We start from the raw sequence: 16,241 nt of genomic DNA on the forward strand, positions 1-16,241 counted from the left end.
ATTTAAATTACAGATTAAAAATTAATATTAAATGCACAAAAGTATAGTAGCGGTTTAAGTATACACAATGGAGTGATGACAAAATGTGGGTAGCACCTGAAGATTTTAGTGATGGTACCGGACTTGGATCAGGGAATATTAGTAAATACATTGAACATAAATTCGAAATATTTTGCTTTATTCTTTATGGTACAGGGGAATCACACAGAATATTGGCTGAATATTTGTACGAGAATGGGGGACATATACATGCAGTCAGTGGCGATAAATGTCTTATTATTTTATTTGAAAACCCAAAAAACTGGGGTAAATTTTGGGAAAAAAGATGGAAGGATCTCCTTGGTTCAGATTATAATCAAATAAAAGAGGAGTGGGATAATATTGACATCAGTTATAGGGATGTATCATATGATATCGCTGAAAAATGGGGTATTAGAAGAAGAGAACTGCCATGTATGGTTTTTGTACAAAACTTTGAAAGTGAAGACAGCGCAATATTCCAATTTTTGAAAACTGAAAATAATTATGAAAAAGTCTTCGATGAAATATTTGATTGTGTTAACAAAGTCCTTAATATGGATATAAGCGAAGATGAATACATTGAAGAATTAAACAAAAAATTTAACCAAATTGAAAGATGGCATTTTACAAAGTCCAAGTGTCATTCTATAAAGGGTGGAGTTAGTAAAGTAGCATCTTTTATTGGAACAGTTCCCATTGTTAAGATTTTAATTGGTTAATCCTCAGTAGAGTTCTTATCTATATACAAATTTTTTATTGTTTCTCTTTGTGTTGAACTGCTCATACTAAGGGTTTTTGCACATCGACAAAAAGCAAATCACCCAAAGAACAAAGCCTTGTGCACAGCATCAATCGGATCAGCATAAAACGCCAGCTGGAACTTACTCAACAAATCCGGTGGCACAGTTCCCAATTTAGATGTAGCAGATGCAGGAATCAGAACCTTCTTAGCACCAGCATCAAGAGATACTTGCAGAAGGTCAGATAGATTATCTATATTCAAAATGGAACCACCTATGGTCATAGTCCCAATAATTGCTGTTTGTTCCTGAACTGGTTTTTCAAGTGCTCCTGAGCAAAGACTGATGAAAGCAGCCAGTGACAGACCATCAGATATCCCTACTCCATAGACATCCTGCAGGCTCATGAAGTAATCCTTTTCTTTGGTTGAGATCGATTGGCTTATGGACTTGGCATTGGCCTTGAAATAATTGATTGCGGTCTTGACAGATTCCTTTGCTTTGGAGTTAGAACTGAGACCGGAAGTTTCGTATTTCCCGGAACCTGAAACAACCTGGAGTTCACTCTTGTATATGCCTATCTTTCCTGAGTCTGTTGCAGCTACTCCATAGACTTGACCTGGTTTTGTAAGACCTGGTGGTATTATCTTGTTTCCTCCGCTTTCAGGGACATTGACAAAGTGCTCTTCCATGTCATCGTTATCGATGTAGGAGAAATTCACATCAAAGAATTCCATACCACCAATCTTTTTCAACTGCTCTTTGACCCTTCGTCTTCCTACAAGTGCATATTCGAGTATTTCCTGAGCATCTTCTTTTGAGATATTCTCATCGGGATAGATGAGTTTTGCAAGCCCAGAGAATGTCTTTTTCACAGCAATTACGTCTCTCTGGTTGAGATTATTTCCGAAACTGAAGTACTTGAATATTACATCACTGTAGGAGCGTTTTCTCATTTCTCTCAGGAATTCTGCCAAGTAATCTACGATGAAACCGTATTTGTCAGTGAAATGTTCTGGTCTGAATTTTGGAACTTCCCATCCAGGTAAATAGTAATGTATCCTGTCGAAGAATGCACTGTCATTGTTCATTGCTTCAGGGAATGGTGAGAATAAATGGGAGGTCTTGAGCAATGATGATATGCTCTGATTAACGTTACCTACGAAGGCAATGGATGCATTGGCGTTGATCTGGTCCTTGCCTCTTGCAAAGGAGCCAGAGGCCATAAAGTCTTTCAGTATCTGGATACCGTCTTTATCCTTGAAGCGGATTCCTGCTACCTCGTCAAAGGCTACAACATCCCAGAGTCCCACTAAACCTACCTGACGTGTACCCATGTTGTAGAAGAGATTTGCAACGGTTGTCTGTCCACCGGATATCAGTATAGAATTCGGAGAGATCTCTTTGTAGATATGGGATTTTCCAGTACTGCGTGGACCCAGTTCACAGAGATTATAGTTGTTCTCAATAAGAGGGACCATACGCTCCAACAGATGCCATTTTGCTGAGTTCTCCAGTTGTGTTGGCTCCATACCTATGGATCTGAGAAGAACATCTATCCATTCGTCCTTGGTGAAGTTCTTACGTTGCTCAATAACTTCAGAGATATTGATGTTTGGGATCTGGATGGGTTTTAGGCTTGATATGACAAATGGGGAAGGTACCATTTCTGGACTGTATTCCATTTTGATAATGCACCAGATTCCACCGCCCAGAAGCTTATCGTATTTTGTTACGTATTCCGGATCGATCTCCACTTTTGCTAGTCCGAGGTTGGAGAAGAGTGCCTCGTAGATATCCCTTTTTTCGTTAAGCTTGACAGTGATCTTATCGATGATTGTGTAGTAACCAGTTTCTCTTATCTTTGATTTTATCTTCTCGGCTTCATCGGGACGCACATAGTTGTCTGACAGGATGCTTTTGACTTTCTTGACACCCTGCTGTATAAGGTCCTCATCATTGGTGGCACAGTTAGCACCTAGCAGGTATTCCAGAACATAGACAGGGACATTATGGCCTACTTTTACCAGTTTTGTCAGATCTTTCCTGACAACTCTTCCCTGGAAGTGCAAGTTCAGTTTCTCATCAGTTCCAATGTCTGCTTCTTCTGCCAGCATGATATCCGCTCAATATGTTTTCAAAAATCATCCACAATTAACAGGTCTACTTCGAAAGGCATAGGGTCTATGATCTCCCTGTCAATATCGGTTGGCTCTTCATCTATCAATCTTACATAATATACCTTATTCTCAATCTCACCGGTCAATGTGAGAGTTACTTTGTACTGCCGGTCTGCAGCTTCATCTGACGTGCTTTCAGCAATTACAAGCTTTTCATCGCTCACCTTGAACTCATCGCCGTCCATGTCCCACAGTGCTATCCTGAACCTTCTTGGAAGCAACTTATCAGTGACCTTCTCGGTCTGAAGAATATTAATTGAGAATGGGCTGCTTGTAATCTTCCTGCTTGCATTGATCACGGCTAAGCCTACTTTTCCGTGTTTTATACCTTTTCTTTCGAGATCAGCAGTCTTTTGGTATGAATACTTGAGCACTGGCACAACTATTTCCTGAGGAGCAGCTCCTCCGTGGACGAAGTTCTTGTTGGCTCCTTGCATCTTGAATCTAAGGTCAGCCTGGGGAACATAGGCAAACAACTCATTTTGGGATGGTGATTTTATAACATAGTTCATATTGAACTTATGTACGTTCATAAGATCGATATCTTCTTCACTCAAAATAAAACGCTTACTTGAAGCAACTACTTTTTCCTTGTCAAAACTACTTGTTTCTACTTTATCATAGCTCTCCAATGAATCTCTCTGATATAGGAACCCATGATCAGCTGTTACTATCAGGTTATTAATGATCTGGAAATTAGTTAGTTTTTCAATGATCATCTTCACATCTGAAATGGTCTCTTCAGCTGCGTTAAAGACACTGTGTTCTGATGCAGAGTGATCACCTGTGGCATCTATTTTGTCATGATAGATATAGAAGAGTCTTATACCTTTGAACTTTTCACGGGCTTCATTTTGTTTTAAGTTCAGCAACTCTTCGTAATTTATGGCAATGGAATCAGGTGTCATTTTCCCCAGTATCTTACCACGGTTATCTGTTCCTTCAGTGCTAATACTATCTGCAAAGACACTCTGATTCCTGTATTCCAGCTTTTCATGCGGGAGCAGGCTGGCCATTCCCAGTTTAGTATAAGATGGCAAGGAACTAGTCATATACTTGAGTTCAAGTGTACCCCTGGTGTCCTTGTTAAGGACGTCCTGAAGCTCTGCAGCGACCTCATAGCGCATGGCATCGGAGATTATGACTGCTATCTTATCCTTGTCGTTACGGTTGATAATGTTCTTTATGTAGAGCTTGTAGAACTCGTCCTGCCGATCGATGAGTTCAATGTTCCATCGTCCGTTCATTTCAGTAGAGATGAGTTCACTCCACCGTGTGAGCAATTTGTCAAGAAGCCTGTTATTGTAGAGTTTCTCGATTCCTTCTCTTGTTGATTTCAGGTCTTCTTTTTCCCTGTCCTTATCATGATAGTAGTAGAACTTACGGTAGTAATAGTCCATCAGATAATAACGTTCAGTGTAGTTCCTGAAGAAGCGGTTGAGATTCTGGTCGCTGAGATTCTCTTCGTTGAACTCCTTTGCAAACTGGTACAGTCTTACAGCATATTCCAGAGCATTGTAGATGTTTTCGAAGTCAGGATACCAATGTTTTGTTTTCCTGCTGCCTATCCATTCAAGATAGCCGTCAAAGTCCTCTTTGTCGTTGTCCAGCTCATCAACTATCTTGTGGATGATGTGCTTATCAAACAGAGCCAGAGATTCAGCTTCTATATAGTCAATGACATCATATTTTTGGACTTCAGTGTTAAGGTACTTTTTCAACTTGTCATCACTTTCAAGCAGCATCCCACAATACTCATCAAAGATTCCTGAGTCTTTGGAGTTGTCCATCCAGCCTCTGATGAATATCTCACATTCGTTACTGAGGGAATTAGTGTAAGCCTTGTACTTCTTGAGGTTGATGTTCGTGTTCCTTGAGATATGAGTGATAAGAAAACTCAGGAAGAGTTTCTTCAATGTAGGTTCTTCGGAGCTATATCCAAAGTATCTGTTCACCATGTCCCAAAATTCTTCCACCAACTCGAATCTGACTATTTCCTCCCATACAGTGTTGGTGTTCTCGTCCAATGAGTTTATGAGTATCTTCCTGATAATCTCCTTAAGATCTGTAGTAGAGGAGCTGGAAAGCACCCCCAGGAACCCGAGTACGAACTCTTCTTTCCTCCAGTCGCTCTGGTACATCCTCTTAAGAGGTTCCACCCTTTTCTTGCTTGAAAAGAACTGCTGATGTTTTTCAAGGAAACCATCCAGGTCATAACCTTCAACCCCAAACTCACTCTTGATATCAGATATCCTGCTGTTCTCGAACCTTCCAGAATACAACTGTATGTCCAGTAGCCAGTTCAGTGTCGGGTCTCTTTCAGCCTCAGCTGAATAAATTAGATAACTGGACTCTGTATCATCCTTCTCCAGCATTTTCTTGGTTGCAAAGAAGTTATTGTCCAGCACATGTAGCTTAATTCCCTTTTCTCCCAGAGCCTCGCGTATATATGATAGACCTTCTTCATCTGCCGTTGGGTCCTTATCATACCAGAAGACAATCTTCCTTTTCTCGAACTCGCCAAGTGTATCGAATTTCTTAAGTATGCTCTGAGTGGTCTTTTCGGGGTTTAACATTGTTTGATATCCAGTATTGTTGAAATATGTGATAATTATTTTATAAGGTTATTTATTGAAGTGTCTTATTACCTCAATTATTCTGTAAACTTGTGTTGATGGATTGCTTTGAGTACTATTTATATCAGTTCCATTATCAAGGTGGAGTTTTTCCAGTTTTTTAGCGTTTTTAACTGCTGTATCTGTTAGAGGCTCAAGAGTTTGAAAGTAATCTCTGCTCTTACTGTAATCTACAATCTGTCTTTTTAGAAGTTCTATCAAACCTTCGTTTTGAAGTGATGCTTCTGTATAGCTAAAATGAAGAAGGAACCAGAGCTCAAAGGAGGGGTTTGAGAGACACATATTGATGGATCTTTCGGCATCCCTGTATGCTTTTGAGATATTGGCATCTGTGTTCTCGTCGCAATCAAAGACGCACCAGATGGAATCTCCACCATTGATATCCAAATCCGGTACCTTCTTTTTGGCAAATTTAACAATGCTTCCTACATCTTTACGGCTTGATGGGATAGGAATGACATCGACGTTGTTCTGTGGGGTCCTATAATTTTCAAAGTACATTGGTTCGGTCTTTTCACCTTCACAGATGACGAGCATTTTATTCCTTGTAGGTCTTTGACCATGTTTTCTCCGGCTATAGTCTCGCATGTCAATAACCCTCTTAGGATGAGATGAATGGAAGTGCTCCGTATCTTCCCATCAGGTATCCTTTCAGGATATTCTGATCTTTGCGAACCTGGAATTCCAGAAGTGAATAAAGATCGGTGTTCCCTGCATCCGTATCTTTTTCTGTGAACCATATCTGGTCTCTTCTAAAGAGCTCATCGTTAAGCAGGTTGGTGTTGTGAGTTGTTATTATTAACTGGGCATTGTTCTTATTGTAACTCTTATCATGGAAGAGTTTTACCAGATGTTCACTAAGCATTGGATGCAGCTTTAGTTCCAGCTCATCTACAAACAAGACCTGCCCTTTATTCAGTGCATTGAGCCAGGGTCCTATTAGAGTGAAGAATCTCCTTGTACCATCGGATTCTTCGGTATTGAAATCAAATGAGATACTGTGTTCCTTGCCATCTTTATCTTTTGCAAGGTGGAATGTGTTGATGTCTATCTTTTGCAACTTCCCACTGGCTTTCTCAAAGCTTCGTGGTAGATGGTTCATTATTTCAACAGGAAGTTCTGTTGGGTCTATATCTTCTATACTTGCAATAATATCCTTTAGACCAAGGTCTGCTCTTTCAAGTGATCTCAGGATGGCCTTTTTCGAGTCATCATCCTGATTGAGCATTCTGATTGTGTATTCACCCTGCTCTGATAATGTCCTTGCACCAATTACTCTTAGGTCTTCCCTGAACCATTTGAAGGCTTCCAGGGTCTTATCGTAATTCTGTTGTGCTGAGTTGGAGAGATAAAGGACATTACTCAGAGTTCTCTTTGAGATATCATTCTGAACTCTTTTATCAATCGTGAATTTGAATTCAGTAGTATTCCTTCTTTCAAAGACAAGTGCTTCCCTGTTGTTAGGATAATAATACAGTTCTTCATCGATTATCTTTGTCCTGTCATATGATACAGCATACCTGTACCTGATGTTGTTCTTGATAAAAAACACACTGAACCTGCTGGGCTTTGACATACATTCCGGTGTCAGCTTAAACGGTTCGAATGGAAGCAAATCTCCGTCCTGATTCTTGACCGATGTCATCACCAGATTTTGCAGGTTGAACATAGCTAAAAGAACATTGCTCTTTCCAGATGCATTAGCCCCATAAATGACAGCACTTTTCACCAGCCTGTCATTCTTCTTCAAGGCATCCGGCTCGATCAGATTCTCCTCAAGCACCCTATCAGATGATGCCAGTAAACTAAAAGTGATCTCATCCCTTATTGAGCGAAAGTTCTCAGCTTTGAATTCAATTAACATGTCAATAACAACCTATTATGCTGATTTAATTGCAATTTTTGTGATTTTTACGTGTATATTGAAGATAAAACATGATTATATTTAAATTAATTGTTATTAGAGGAATCCAATGCTTCATTCAAACTCATACTTTACCTGCCATCCCATCATATCTTCTCCACCAATCCCTCAAACCTCTCATAATTAACCTTCACCCCATCATCCAGATCGATCTCAATATACGCATCAGCCTTATTCTTCAGCACTTCATCATAAGCCATGAGTTCCTCGATCATTTTCCCCAACCTCGCCTTCTCTTGAGCATCCTTCCCAATATCCGACTGTATCATCTCTCTCTTAGCATCCAACTTCCCTTCAAGCTCCAGCAAGTAATCCGTCCTCATTACTGCAAGAGTGTCAGTTCGGTATCTGTGCATGTAAATGAGCGCATTGAATGCCTTTCCCTTCCCTGAACTGAACATCCAGTAGATTGGCCTTTTCTTGTACATCTTCAGATGATCTTTGTAGAACGATTTCAGGAAATAGTCCCTTATCACAACCTCCGAGGACTTCTTACCGTTGCCACCCAGAGCCTCTGCAATGAAATCCAGATTCTCCGAAAGCGTATCCTCTCCAAAGGTCACTTTGAGAAACTCCTTGAACCTGCCAACAATGTCATCCTCGAAGTATTCATCCTCAAGTATGGGTATGATGTTATCCGCATCAGGTATGAAGCTAGGTTCCGGCACTTGTTCCAGATAATCTCCTATCTTTTCACCCTGGTTTGCAAGCACCAGTCCCGGCTTATCCAGCGAATAACGTCCGAACATGCAGCCAACAGAATAGGAAATGAACTCTTTTATCGTATCCGTAAGCAGCAATGCTTCCAGTTCTTCCTCGCTCCTGTCTCCATTATAGCGATAATATGGATTGCATGTTAGCGTAATCTCTGAAAGTGGCATATCTGGTGTAAGCTCGTCCTGCAGGCCGTAGGCTTCTAGGAAAATATGGTTGTTCTCTTCCTCCAGTCTCTGCATCTCCAGTGTCATTTCTTTCCAGTGGGTGCGGAGTTTGGTGTAGGTTTCGCGGAGGGTTGACGTGTAGTATTCGGGTTGGAGAAGTGGAAGAGTTGTGAAATTCCAAGAGGTTTCGTAGGAATCCCAATCAAACTTGGACAGTTCAATAATATCTTCTACACTTGTTGAAACCTCTGGAAGCAAAACAGGCATAGATGCCATATTGCCTGGTTGAATGTTTAAAGTGGGATTGATAACACTCATATAAAAAGGCCCGACTTTGCTACATAAGTAACCAAGAATAGTATACATGTTAGAATAGTTATGAATCTGACACAGTCCTGAAGCATCATCAAACAAAAATCCACTTGGAGAATATCGGAAATATGGAGTTCCTGAAGTTATTTTCGACCATACTAAAGCAGGTGAAAATATGTACTCAAGATTGTGGTTAGTTGAATTACCTTTCCACCCAAGTTCTTCCATGTGAAGAAGCCTGTAACCATCATCTTCCCAATCAACAACACTTATGTGATTCCCATACCACTGTCTGAATTCTCCCCCTTTTTGATAGGGAAACCATCTTTTTTCAGATTTGATTGAATCTTCACGAGATTTACAGTCAAATCCTATTCTACTAACTGCAACCTCTGACCAAGAACGAACAAAATAATCATTATCTCTGGTGCACATTCCTTTACGGGGAGTTGCTATCTTGTCAAGTGGTGTAGTCTTGTCTAAAATACTAAATGCTTCTTCTGAAAGCCAATAAGCAATCGGACTGCCGGGAATCTTCTTGAAATCAGCCGCAGAGGCGCGGTAGAAGTTGGGGACGGGGGTGGTTGATGAAGTGTTATTGGTCATGTTTTGCTACCTCTTTAGTTAGGAAATTCCTGCCTTTGGGTGTCAGGCGGTATTTTTGGGTCGGGCTTTTTGGAGAATCAGGTTGTGTCATTTCAACAAGGCCGGCCTGAATGGCGGGCTGCAGATAATCATAAACAAATGTAGGGCGACTACTTATACCGATATATTGCATTGCTTCTCTTCTTCCTAATGACTTATCTTCAAGGCAGATGACCAAAGATGTTACTTGTTCGGTTACATGTTCGGTTACATGTTCGGTTACATGTTCGGTTACATGTTCGGTTACATGTTCGGTTACATGTTCGGTTACTTGTTCACCTGACCAGCGTGCGTTTTCTTCTTTACCAACATGACTTTCTGTGGATACCCCAATGGATTCTTCAAGATAGACAATGAACCTGACCCTCATTCCAATTTCAATGATCTCCGGTTGTGGAAGCCCTAGAATTTCCGCTTCCTTGAACATGCGGCGAACACCACTGCCCCATTGCTCTATCAGGTCAAGCTCCCTGAATACACGCGCTATCACATGATTGCGTATCTTGGATGCACCCTGCAGCATATCCTCAATCGTCAGGCCCGGCAGCAGAATGCCCGGGTTTTCTATCTCGATGCGGTCGTCAAAAAAAGCAACTCTTATAGGGGCACCCCTTTGTGAATAATCCGAATGCACAACTGCATTGATCACCGCCTCACGCAGGATCGTCAATGGGATGCTCCAGACATCCCTACGTCTCAATTCCGAAAAATCCGCACCCCTCATCGCATGTTTCTTGAGAAACTCCATTACCCTCTCAACAGCCACGGGGAGATGTTCATGAATATCTATATGATCTAAAATATCCGCCTTATCCTTGCCTACAAATCTTCCGCACTGTATCCATGCATCCGGGAATATCATCTCCCGGTCCTTACCGAACAGCAGCATTCCGCCAACAGTAGGAACCAGATGTCCCTGATCTTCGGCAACAAGCCGCATAGATACCAGATCCTTTTCCACCAGCTTCCTGTGCCTTTCAAAACAAACCTTCGCAGCGTCAAAGTCCAGGTCATCTACAGTTCTGTCTACAAGAACCTGTTCATCAAAAGAAATACCCGTAACTGTACGCTTCAGCTCTGCAATAAGTTCCCTGTCAGCCTTCCTGTTAGTAGAACCCAGCCGTACATAAACACCTTCATCAGGTCCCTCCTTTCGCACCCAGTGAGGACGCTGACCGCTCGGATACACCTCTACAATCAGCAAAGTCTTATTCTCAACAGATATAAGCTCCACATTAGGCACCAGACGTGGAGCAATATTATCAGCAATGAGGCTGCAAAGCCGCTCTTCTTCATCAAGAGGATTCTCAACACCACGAACCTCTCTACTGTCATCCTCAACCCCTATCAGCAAACGCCCTCCGGCAGTATTGGCAAACGCCACAAGCGTCTTGATAATGTTCTTTGGCGAGGATATATCACGCTTGAACTCAAGCGTCTTTCCTTCTTGCATGGAAATGAGTTGAGATGCTGGTAGGGTCATCGAACCTCCATACCATAAGCATCAGAGTTTCTTACCTGCATAACCACATCACGTAGCATTCCATCCTTCTCTGCTTCACTGTTACCATCCACAAGTCGGATATAAGCTCCCTTATAATCCGGATGCTGGTCATTCTCAAGGACAAAAGCAGTGGTGGAAACAACCTCACCACCGATACTGTCAAAAGCCCGTGGTCCGAGATGTGCCATAGACAGTATTGTATGCTCATCCAGAATGCTCTCACGGAGTTTCTCAAAGGATGAAAGGAACATCCAGCTCTGCATAGTTATCATCGCAACCATTCCTTTCTTCATTGCAAGGTCAAGATTGCGGTCAATGAACATAGCAAAGAAATCAGATTTACTGTTGGGATAATTGTCCTTGGCAAATGTCTTAAGCCTGTCATTCATTCCCTTACCACCCATATAAGGTGGGTTTGCAACTACCACATGGTATTTTGGACTTAGATAATCTGCCTGCTTCAGCACCTGCAGAACCTTTTGATGAGTATTTAAGATGGAAAGATTACCAGCAAGGTTCTTTGATCTGAGCAAGTTCAAAATATCTGTAACATCCTCTACCTTAGGGATGATAAGAGAACCGAAATTATCAGCCTCATCGAACTGGAGCAATGTAGCACGAATGTCGTTTGTGAACAACTCACGTCCGACAGCATCAGTATAAGCATTAAGTTCACCCTCCTCAAAAGAAACACTCTCCAGTGCACATATATTAGGCTGTACAGGGTTCTGGAAGAACTTGCGGTTCTTTCTCCTGGCCTTCATGGCAAGCGCAAAAGCCGCCAGCTCTTTGGCACGCTCGTCTATCTCGATGCCATAGAGATTATGGGTCAGTATCATCTCCGGGATCTCTGAATGGTCATAGCCCTCTTCCTCATAGATTGCATACAACAGGTCAAATGCATAGACCAGCATATGTCCTGAACCGCATGCAGGGTCACACACCTTGATTTCCTCTGGGGAATTGACCTTCAGGAAATCCGTTTCAGGTTCCTCTGGCTTAATGTAATAATCCATTTGTTCATATAACCTGGAACTGGGTCTGTTAAGCATCCATAAGCGACCCAGTGAATTCTCCACAAGATAACGAACGATCCAGTGAGGAGTGAACAACTGGGTCGCTGCAGGGATATTCTCCTTACTGATCTTCACATTCTTTTTCAGCTTCTTGAAGACATCATCCTTTTTGGGAGCAATATAATACTGGTATATCCATCCGATGATCTCTACTTCCCTCCAGTGATCCTCAGGGATCATCTCATTGATATCTTTTACAATGGAATCAATATGTAACAAATTCTCAGGGAATAGGAGTTCGGTATAGTCCTCGATCTTCTCGAACATGAAAGGCATGGTCTTGTTCAGGTAATTGCACAGTCTCAGTATCAAGTACTTGTACAATTCCTCATCCTTATTATCTGCCTTCATATCAAGCACAAGATTAGAATCAAGGTCCAAAAAATCCAGCTCAATAGCATGTGTAATAATTCCAGGCTCGGTCCTTTCAGCATCATCTGCAGTGAACACCTTTACCGGAATATAATCGTTTACCTCCATGAACTTCAGGGCAGCAAAACGGTTGAACCATGTGTAAGTGACCTCGTCCATCACCTGCTCATAGCCCTTGTGATTAACCTCTTTGACCAGACGTTCACGCTGGTCTTTGATCTTCCTGTTGAAGACCTTACCGCCAATAACAATGGAATCCGAGTGTTCAGAGTCAACTGGGAGTGTTTCTTTTGGATGGATGCCATAGAACGCAGCCCTCGCCTTCACTTCATGCAGGAGCTTTTCACGCACAGTATCTGAGAATTTAATGATTTTTGCATTGTCCATGATCAGAACAACCTGATATCGTTTTCTTCTAGTAACTTAAGCAGAGATGCACGCAGTTCTTTGAGGTATTTGTCAAGTTCCTCTTCAGATTTGATCGTCTCTCTTGTTTTGAAAACGGAAGTGTCTTTTACAATTTTAGTAGATCTTACGGGAATTGGAACCTCATCATGATCAGTTTCTTTTTCTCTAAGAGTCTGCAACTGATTGTTTATTCTGCTGTAAGCCTCACTGTGAAGAGCATCTAGGGTGGTTGCTTGTGCCTGCACGAACACACAATCCTCAGCTTCTGAGATACGTGTCTTGAGGTCATGGAATGGTTTCAGAACAGAATCCATGAAGTCCTGGGTAAGTACTGCATGCGTCCCCATCTCTATTTCCAGTTCCGAAGTAATCGTATCTATCTGCTTAAAAGTCTCTTCCTTAAGTTCAGATAGGATTTCTGAAAGGGCATTTTCAATCTCATTTTCCAAAGGCGGTAGTGATTTAATATCTGAATACGGCTCCTCTGAATCGAGAATTTTTTCAATTATCTGCACTTTGGACTTGATCTCTTCATCCATAAATTGCAGGTCTCGTTTGAAAACATCAAGCTTCCTAAGCACTCTTCTGAATATCTCTACCTTATTGCCTCCAAAGAATGCAGTAACAGGCTCAACCTCATCACGTAAGCGGATCAGTTCATCCTTTTCTTCGGCAATATTCTGAAGGAAAGCAGAAGGATCAGTAATGTTCAAGACAGCATTTAGGTAGGAAGCATATTCCTTAATTTTCTCTCTTCCAGGGAACCTTGGCTCCTCTTTATATCTGCCTTCAATTTGTTCGAGTGCTCTGTACTCGCTAGTGAATAATGAATGTGTAAACTCAAAAAGATCATTTTCCTTGTCAGGGATATTCATCTTTTCAAAAACTTCTCTCAAAATCGCTCTAACAGCCTTGATCACTTCAATATTTGTCTTTTCCCTGATTTCCAGAACAAGCTTATCTGCTGAATCCTTCCTTATCAGGTATCTTACAATTTCCTCAGCAGTCTCTTTCTTAAGGACCAAATATGTTTTCTGGAATCTTAGCTTGATCTCATCTCGTGCAAACAAAGTAGCTACAAGACCGGATATAGTCATTTCACTCCAGCCATAGGGTTTGCGTTTAAACCTGTCTTTGATTTCCTGAAGTACTACAACATCGTTCTTTTGATGTTTTATGTTCAGATAATCCAGTACTTCCCTAAGTGCAAGCTGGTTCGTCTCTGAAGTCTCAGCACCAAACTTTTCCAGATCATCTGCTTTAAGTATCCTCAGGATGTCGCTGTCACTTCCAATGTTGTTGGTCACATAGTTGGCTTTCTTGTAGACGTTTTCAAATAGAAGATCCAGGCCTTCCTTAATCCTTTCTTTAGGATTCTTCTTTTCAATACTTGTGACCTCTTTACCATCAACGAATATCCTTGCCTCTGAAATGCCCTCTTCCATTGACTTCTTAGATGCTTCCAGAAGTTTGTCTGCATCGATTCTTTTTCCACTATGGATATCTTTTATCTCTCCAACATTCGTATTGGAAGTGTTTTGGTTAAGGTACTTGTTGATCTTCAGGTAATTACGTATCTGATCAACAAACTCCACATCATTTGGGAATACAAAAAGAAGAGTATCAGTAGAATCAATATTGCTCAGATTCTCTCCACTTAAAGACCTCTGTCCACTTCCTCTTAGCACATCATCTGAAAGAGGTGTCAGGAACTTAACAGTAAGATCTGCACCGGATGCAGAATCTACTTTATCATCGATAGATTTGTTGAATTTGTAATCCTTGTATTTAGAAGGACAAACATCATTGAAAATGTGCTTTGAAATATCATCAAGGATCTTGTGTTTCTCAATAACAACATTCTTTATTTCCCGATTGATCTCCTGTTCTTCGTTAGTAAGGAAATAGTACTTGTCCCCTGATTTTTGGATAAGTGTCTGTGTCTCAAGACGTTGAAGTGAAGCAGCAATTTTTTCCTTCAATTTCCTTTTATCTTCATCAACATGTGATATCGAAAGTACAACAAGATTATCTAAGCTTGGCTGCAGTACATTCACATGCCTTATCATGAAAAGAATTTTCAAGATATTACAGTCTTCCTCTTCAAGGAAATCATTGTCCATAGCCTGTGCAATTGTACGTTTAATAATTGGGTCCAGGAAGCTTTCTATAGTGCTATAGAAAATATGGAAAGGTACAAGTGTCCCAAGTTCACTATCTGCGTACTTCTCACTAGCTTCCTTGAAAGCACTGAGCATGGAACGCTCACCCTTTGCAAGATGTTTTCCAGTAAAGCCAGTCAATCTGATTTTATCAAAGACCTTTTGCAGCACAAAGAACTGATAAGGAACAAAAGGATAGACAGCAACAAAATCCTCTTCTCCCTTGTAGAGTTTCATCTCAGCTCCGCCAGGAGAGAATGTCAGAAGATTTTTCAATATTGTCTTTTTGTCAGAATAATATGAGGTCAAAGACTCTTCATATACTTTGTTTTTAGCTAAAATCCTTTTTTTGATAACTTCATCTACATTGGCACTTGAAAGACTTAAGCGAGTATTAAATCGTCCCTGGATTTTAGAGAAATCGTCTTTAACTTGATTCTTGGTGATACTATCAATGTCTGCCTGAGACGTGACAGCAATCCACGCTTTTCCTGCAAGTTTAGTTCCCAATTCCTCAACAATTGTCTGAAGATTAAGCATTAGATTATTGTTTTCGCCAATGTACTGGCCAATCTCATCAATTAGGAATATTACCTGATGATCTTTGCCTTTAGATTCACAGTATTTCTTTACCTTATCGGCAAATTTTTCATTACTAAAATGATAACTGCTACCATCGCTTTCAAATAATCTGATAAGAGATTCTTTGCTCTGGTATTCGCAATTAACAAGAGCTTCAATTATGTCATCCTGCTCAAAAGCATAAGTATCACGTTTCTCTTCCCACGAAGCACCGTTTATCCTTCTGAACTCATCCTTGAACTTTTCATAAAGACCCTTGTCTGTCAGATCTTCTTCCATTTCAGCAATCCAGAGCACATCGCCAAAAAACCCCCTCTTTTCATTGAATACCCTCATAAGGATATTCACAATAAGCTCATCGCCATGGCCTAGGGTGTTCGCTTTAGAATCAATATTGAAAAGGATTACATCTTTGGTACCATAAGTTACTGCTTTTTCAATAGTAGTGAATAACAGAGGATCCTCTATTTTCTCTTCGAAAAACTCAAGTGCAGATTTGTCCCTAACAACTTTATTTTCCAGAAGATAGGACAACATTTTGATGAAATGAGATTTACCCGATCCAAAAAAACCGGATATCCATACACCTATTTTATCTGTTGGATTCTCTATGGTACTAGAATAGTTATCAAAGAAAAGGTTAAGATGCTTCAGTGATTCTCTGGTGATGACATATTCATCAAGTTCAGTATACACATTCTGTTCATCATCCTGATCAACCTTGATGACACCGTTGATTTCTCTTTTGATATCCTTTAAAAAGAGATTCTGAATTATCATTTCATTAGTCATTTACTC

Annotated in this window: 9 protein-coding genes; 1 reads left to right on the forward strand and 8 read right to left on the reverse strand. The window is 40.8% G+C overall.

Annotated features, from left to right (window positions below; translation table 11 throughout):
• Window positions 1-83: 83 nt before the first annotated feature.
• A complete protein-coding gene (locus BM008_RS01845; RefSeq protein WP_091932391.1) occupies window positions 84-740 on the forward strand; it encodes a hypothetical protein in 657 nt (218 codons plus the stop codon).
• A gap of 98 nt (window positions 741-838) precedes the next feature.
• Here the strand turns inward: BM008_RS01845 and brxL are convergent, their stop codons facing one another.
• From brxL to brxC, 8 genes are all read right to left on the reverse strand, one after another.
• Complete coding sequence (brxL, locus tag BM008_RS01850) at window positions 839-2,878, reverse strand: protease Lon-related BREX system protein BrxL (RefSeq protein WP_091932392.1); 2,040 nt, start codon at window positions 2,876-2,878, stop codon at window positions 839-841.
• A 20-nt stretch (window positions 2,879-2,898) separates the two neighbouring features.
• Window positions 2,899-5,517 carry a BREX-1 system phosphatase PglZ type A gene (gene pglZ / locus BM008_RS01855; RefSeq protein ID WP_091932394.1) on the reverse strand — a complete coding sequence of 873 codons (2,619 nt, stop codon included), beginning with the start codon at window positions 5,515-5,517 and terminating at the stop codon, window positions 2,899-2,901.
• A 48-nt stretch (window positions 5,518-5,565) separates the two neighbouring features.
• Window positions 5,566-6,165 (reverse strand): RloB family protein, encoded by a 600-nt coding sequence (locus BM008_RS01860; RefSeq protein WP_091932396.1) that lies wholly within the window; start codon window positions 6,163-6,165, stop codon window positions 5,566-5,568.
• A 13-nt stretch (window positions 6,166-6,178) separates the two neighbouring features.
• Complete coding sequence (locus tag BM008_RS01865; protein WP_091932399.1) at window positions 6,179-7,441, reverse strand: AAA family ATPase; 1,263 nt, start codon at window positions 7,439-7,441, stop codon at window positions 6,179-6,181.
• Between the two features lie 146 nt (window positions 7,442-7,587).
• Window positions 7,588-9,300, reverse strand: a complete 1,713-nt coding sequence (pglX, locus tag BM008_RS01870) for a BREX-1 system adenine-specific DNA-methyltransferase PglX (RefSeq protein ID WP_091932402.1) — start codon at window positions 9,298-9,300, stop codon at window positions 7,588-7,590.
• Window positions 9,290-10,822 (reverse strand): AlbA family DNA-binding domain-containing protein, encoded by a 1,533-nt coding sequence (locus BM008_RS01875; RefSeq protein WP_091932404.1) that lies wholly within the window; start codon window positions 10,820-10,822, stop codon window positions 9,290-9,292. The genes pglX (BM008_RS01870) and BM008_RS01875 overlap by 11 nt, the downstream gene beginning before the upstream one ends.
• Window positions 10,819-12,678 (reverse strand): BREX-1 system adenine-specific DNA-methyltransferase PglX, encoded by a 1,860-nt coding sequence (gene pglX, locus BM008_RS01880; RefSeq protein ID WP_091932405.1) that lies wholly within the window; start codon window positions 12,676-12,678, stop codon window positions 10,819-10,821. Before pglX (BM008_RS01880) ends, BM008_RS01875 begins: the two co-directional genes overlap by 4 nt.
• A gap of 2 nt (window positions 12,679-12,680) precedes the next feature.
• Window positions 12,681-16,235 carry a BREX system P-loop protein BrxC gene (brxC, locus tag BM008_RS01885; RefSeq protein WP_091932407.1) on the reverse strand — a complete coding sequence of 1,185 codons (3,555 nt, stop codon included), beginning with the start codon at window positions 16,233-16,235 and terminating at the stop codon, window positions 12,681-12,683.
• Window positions 16,236-16,241 lie beyond the last annotated feature (6 nt).

The sequence above is a fragment of the Methanolobus profundi genome, assembly GCF_900114835.1.
GTDB lineage: Archaea > Halobacteriota > Methanosarcinia > Methanosarcinales > Methanosarcinaceae > Methanolobus > Methanolobus profundi.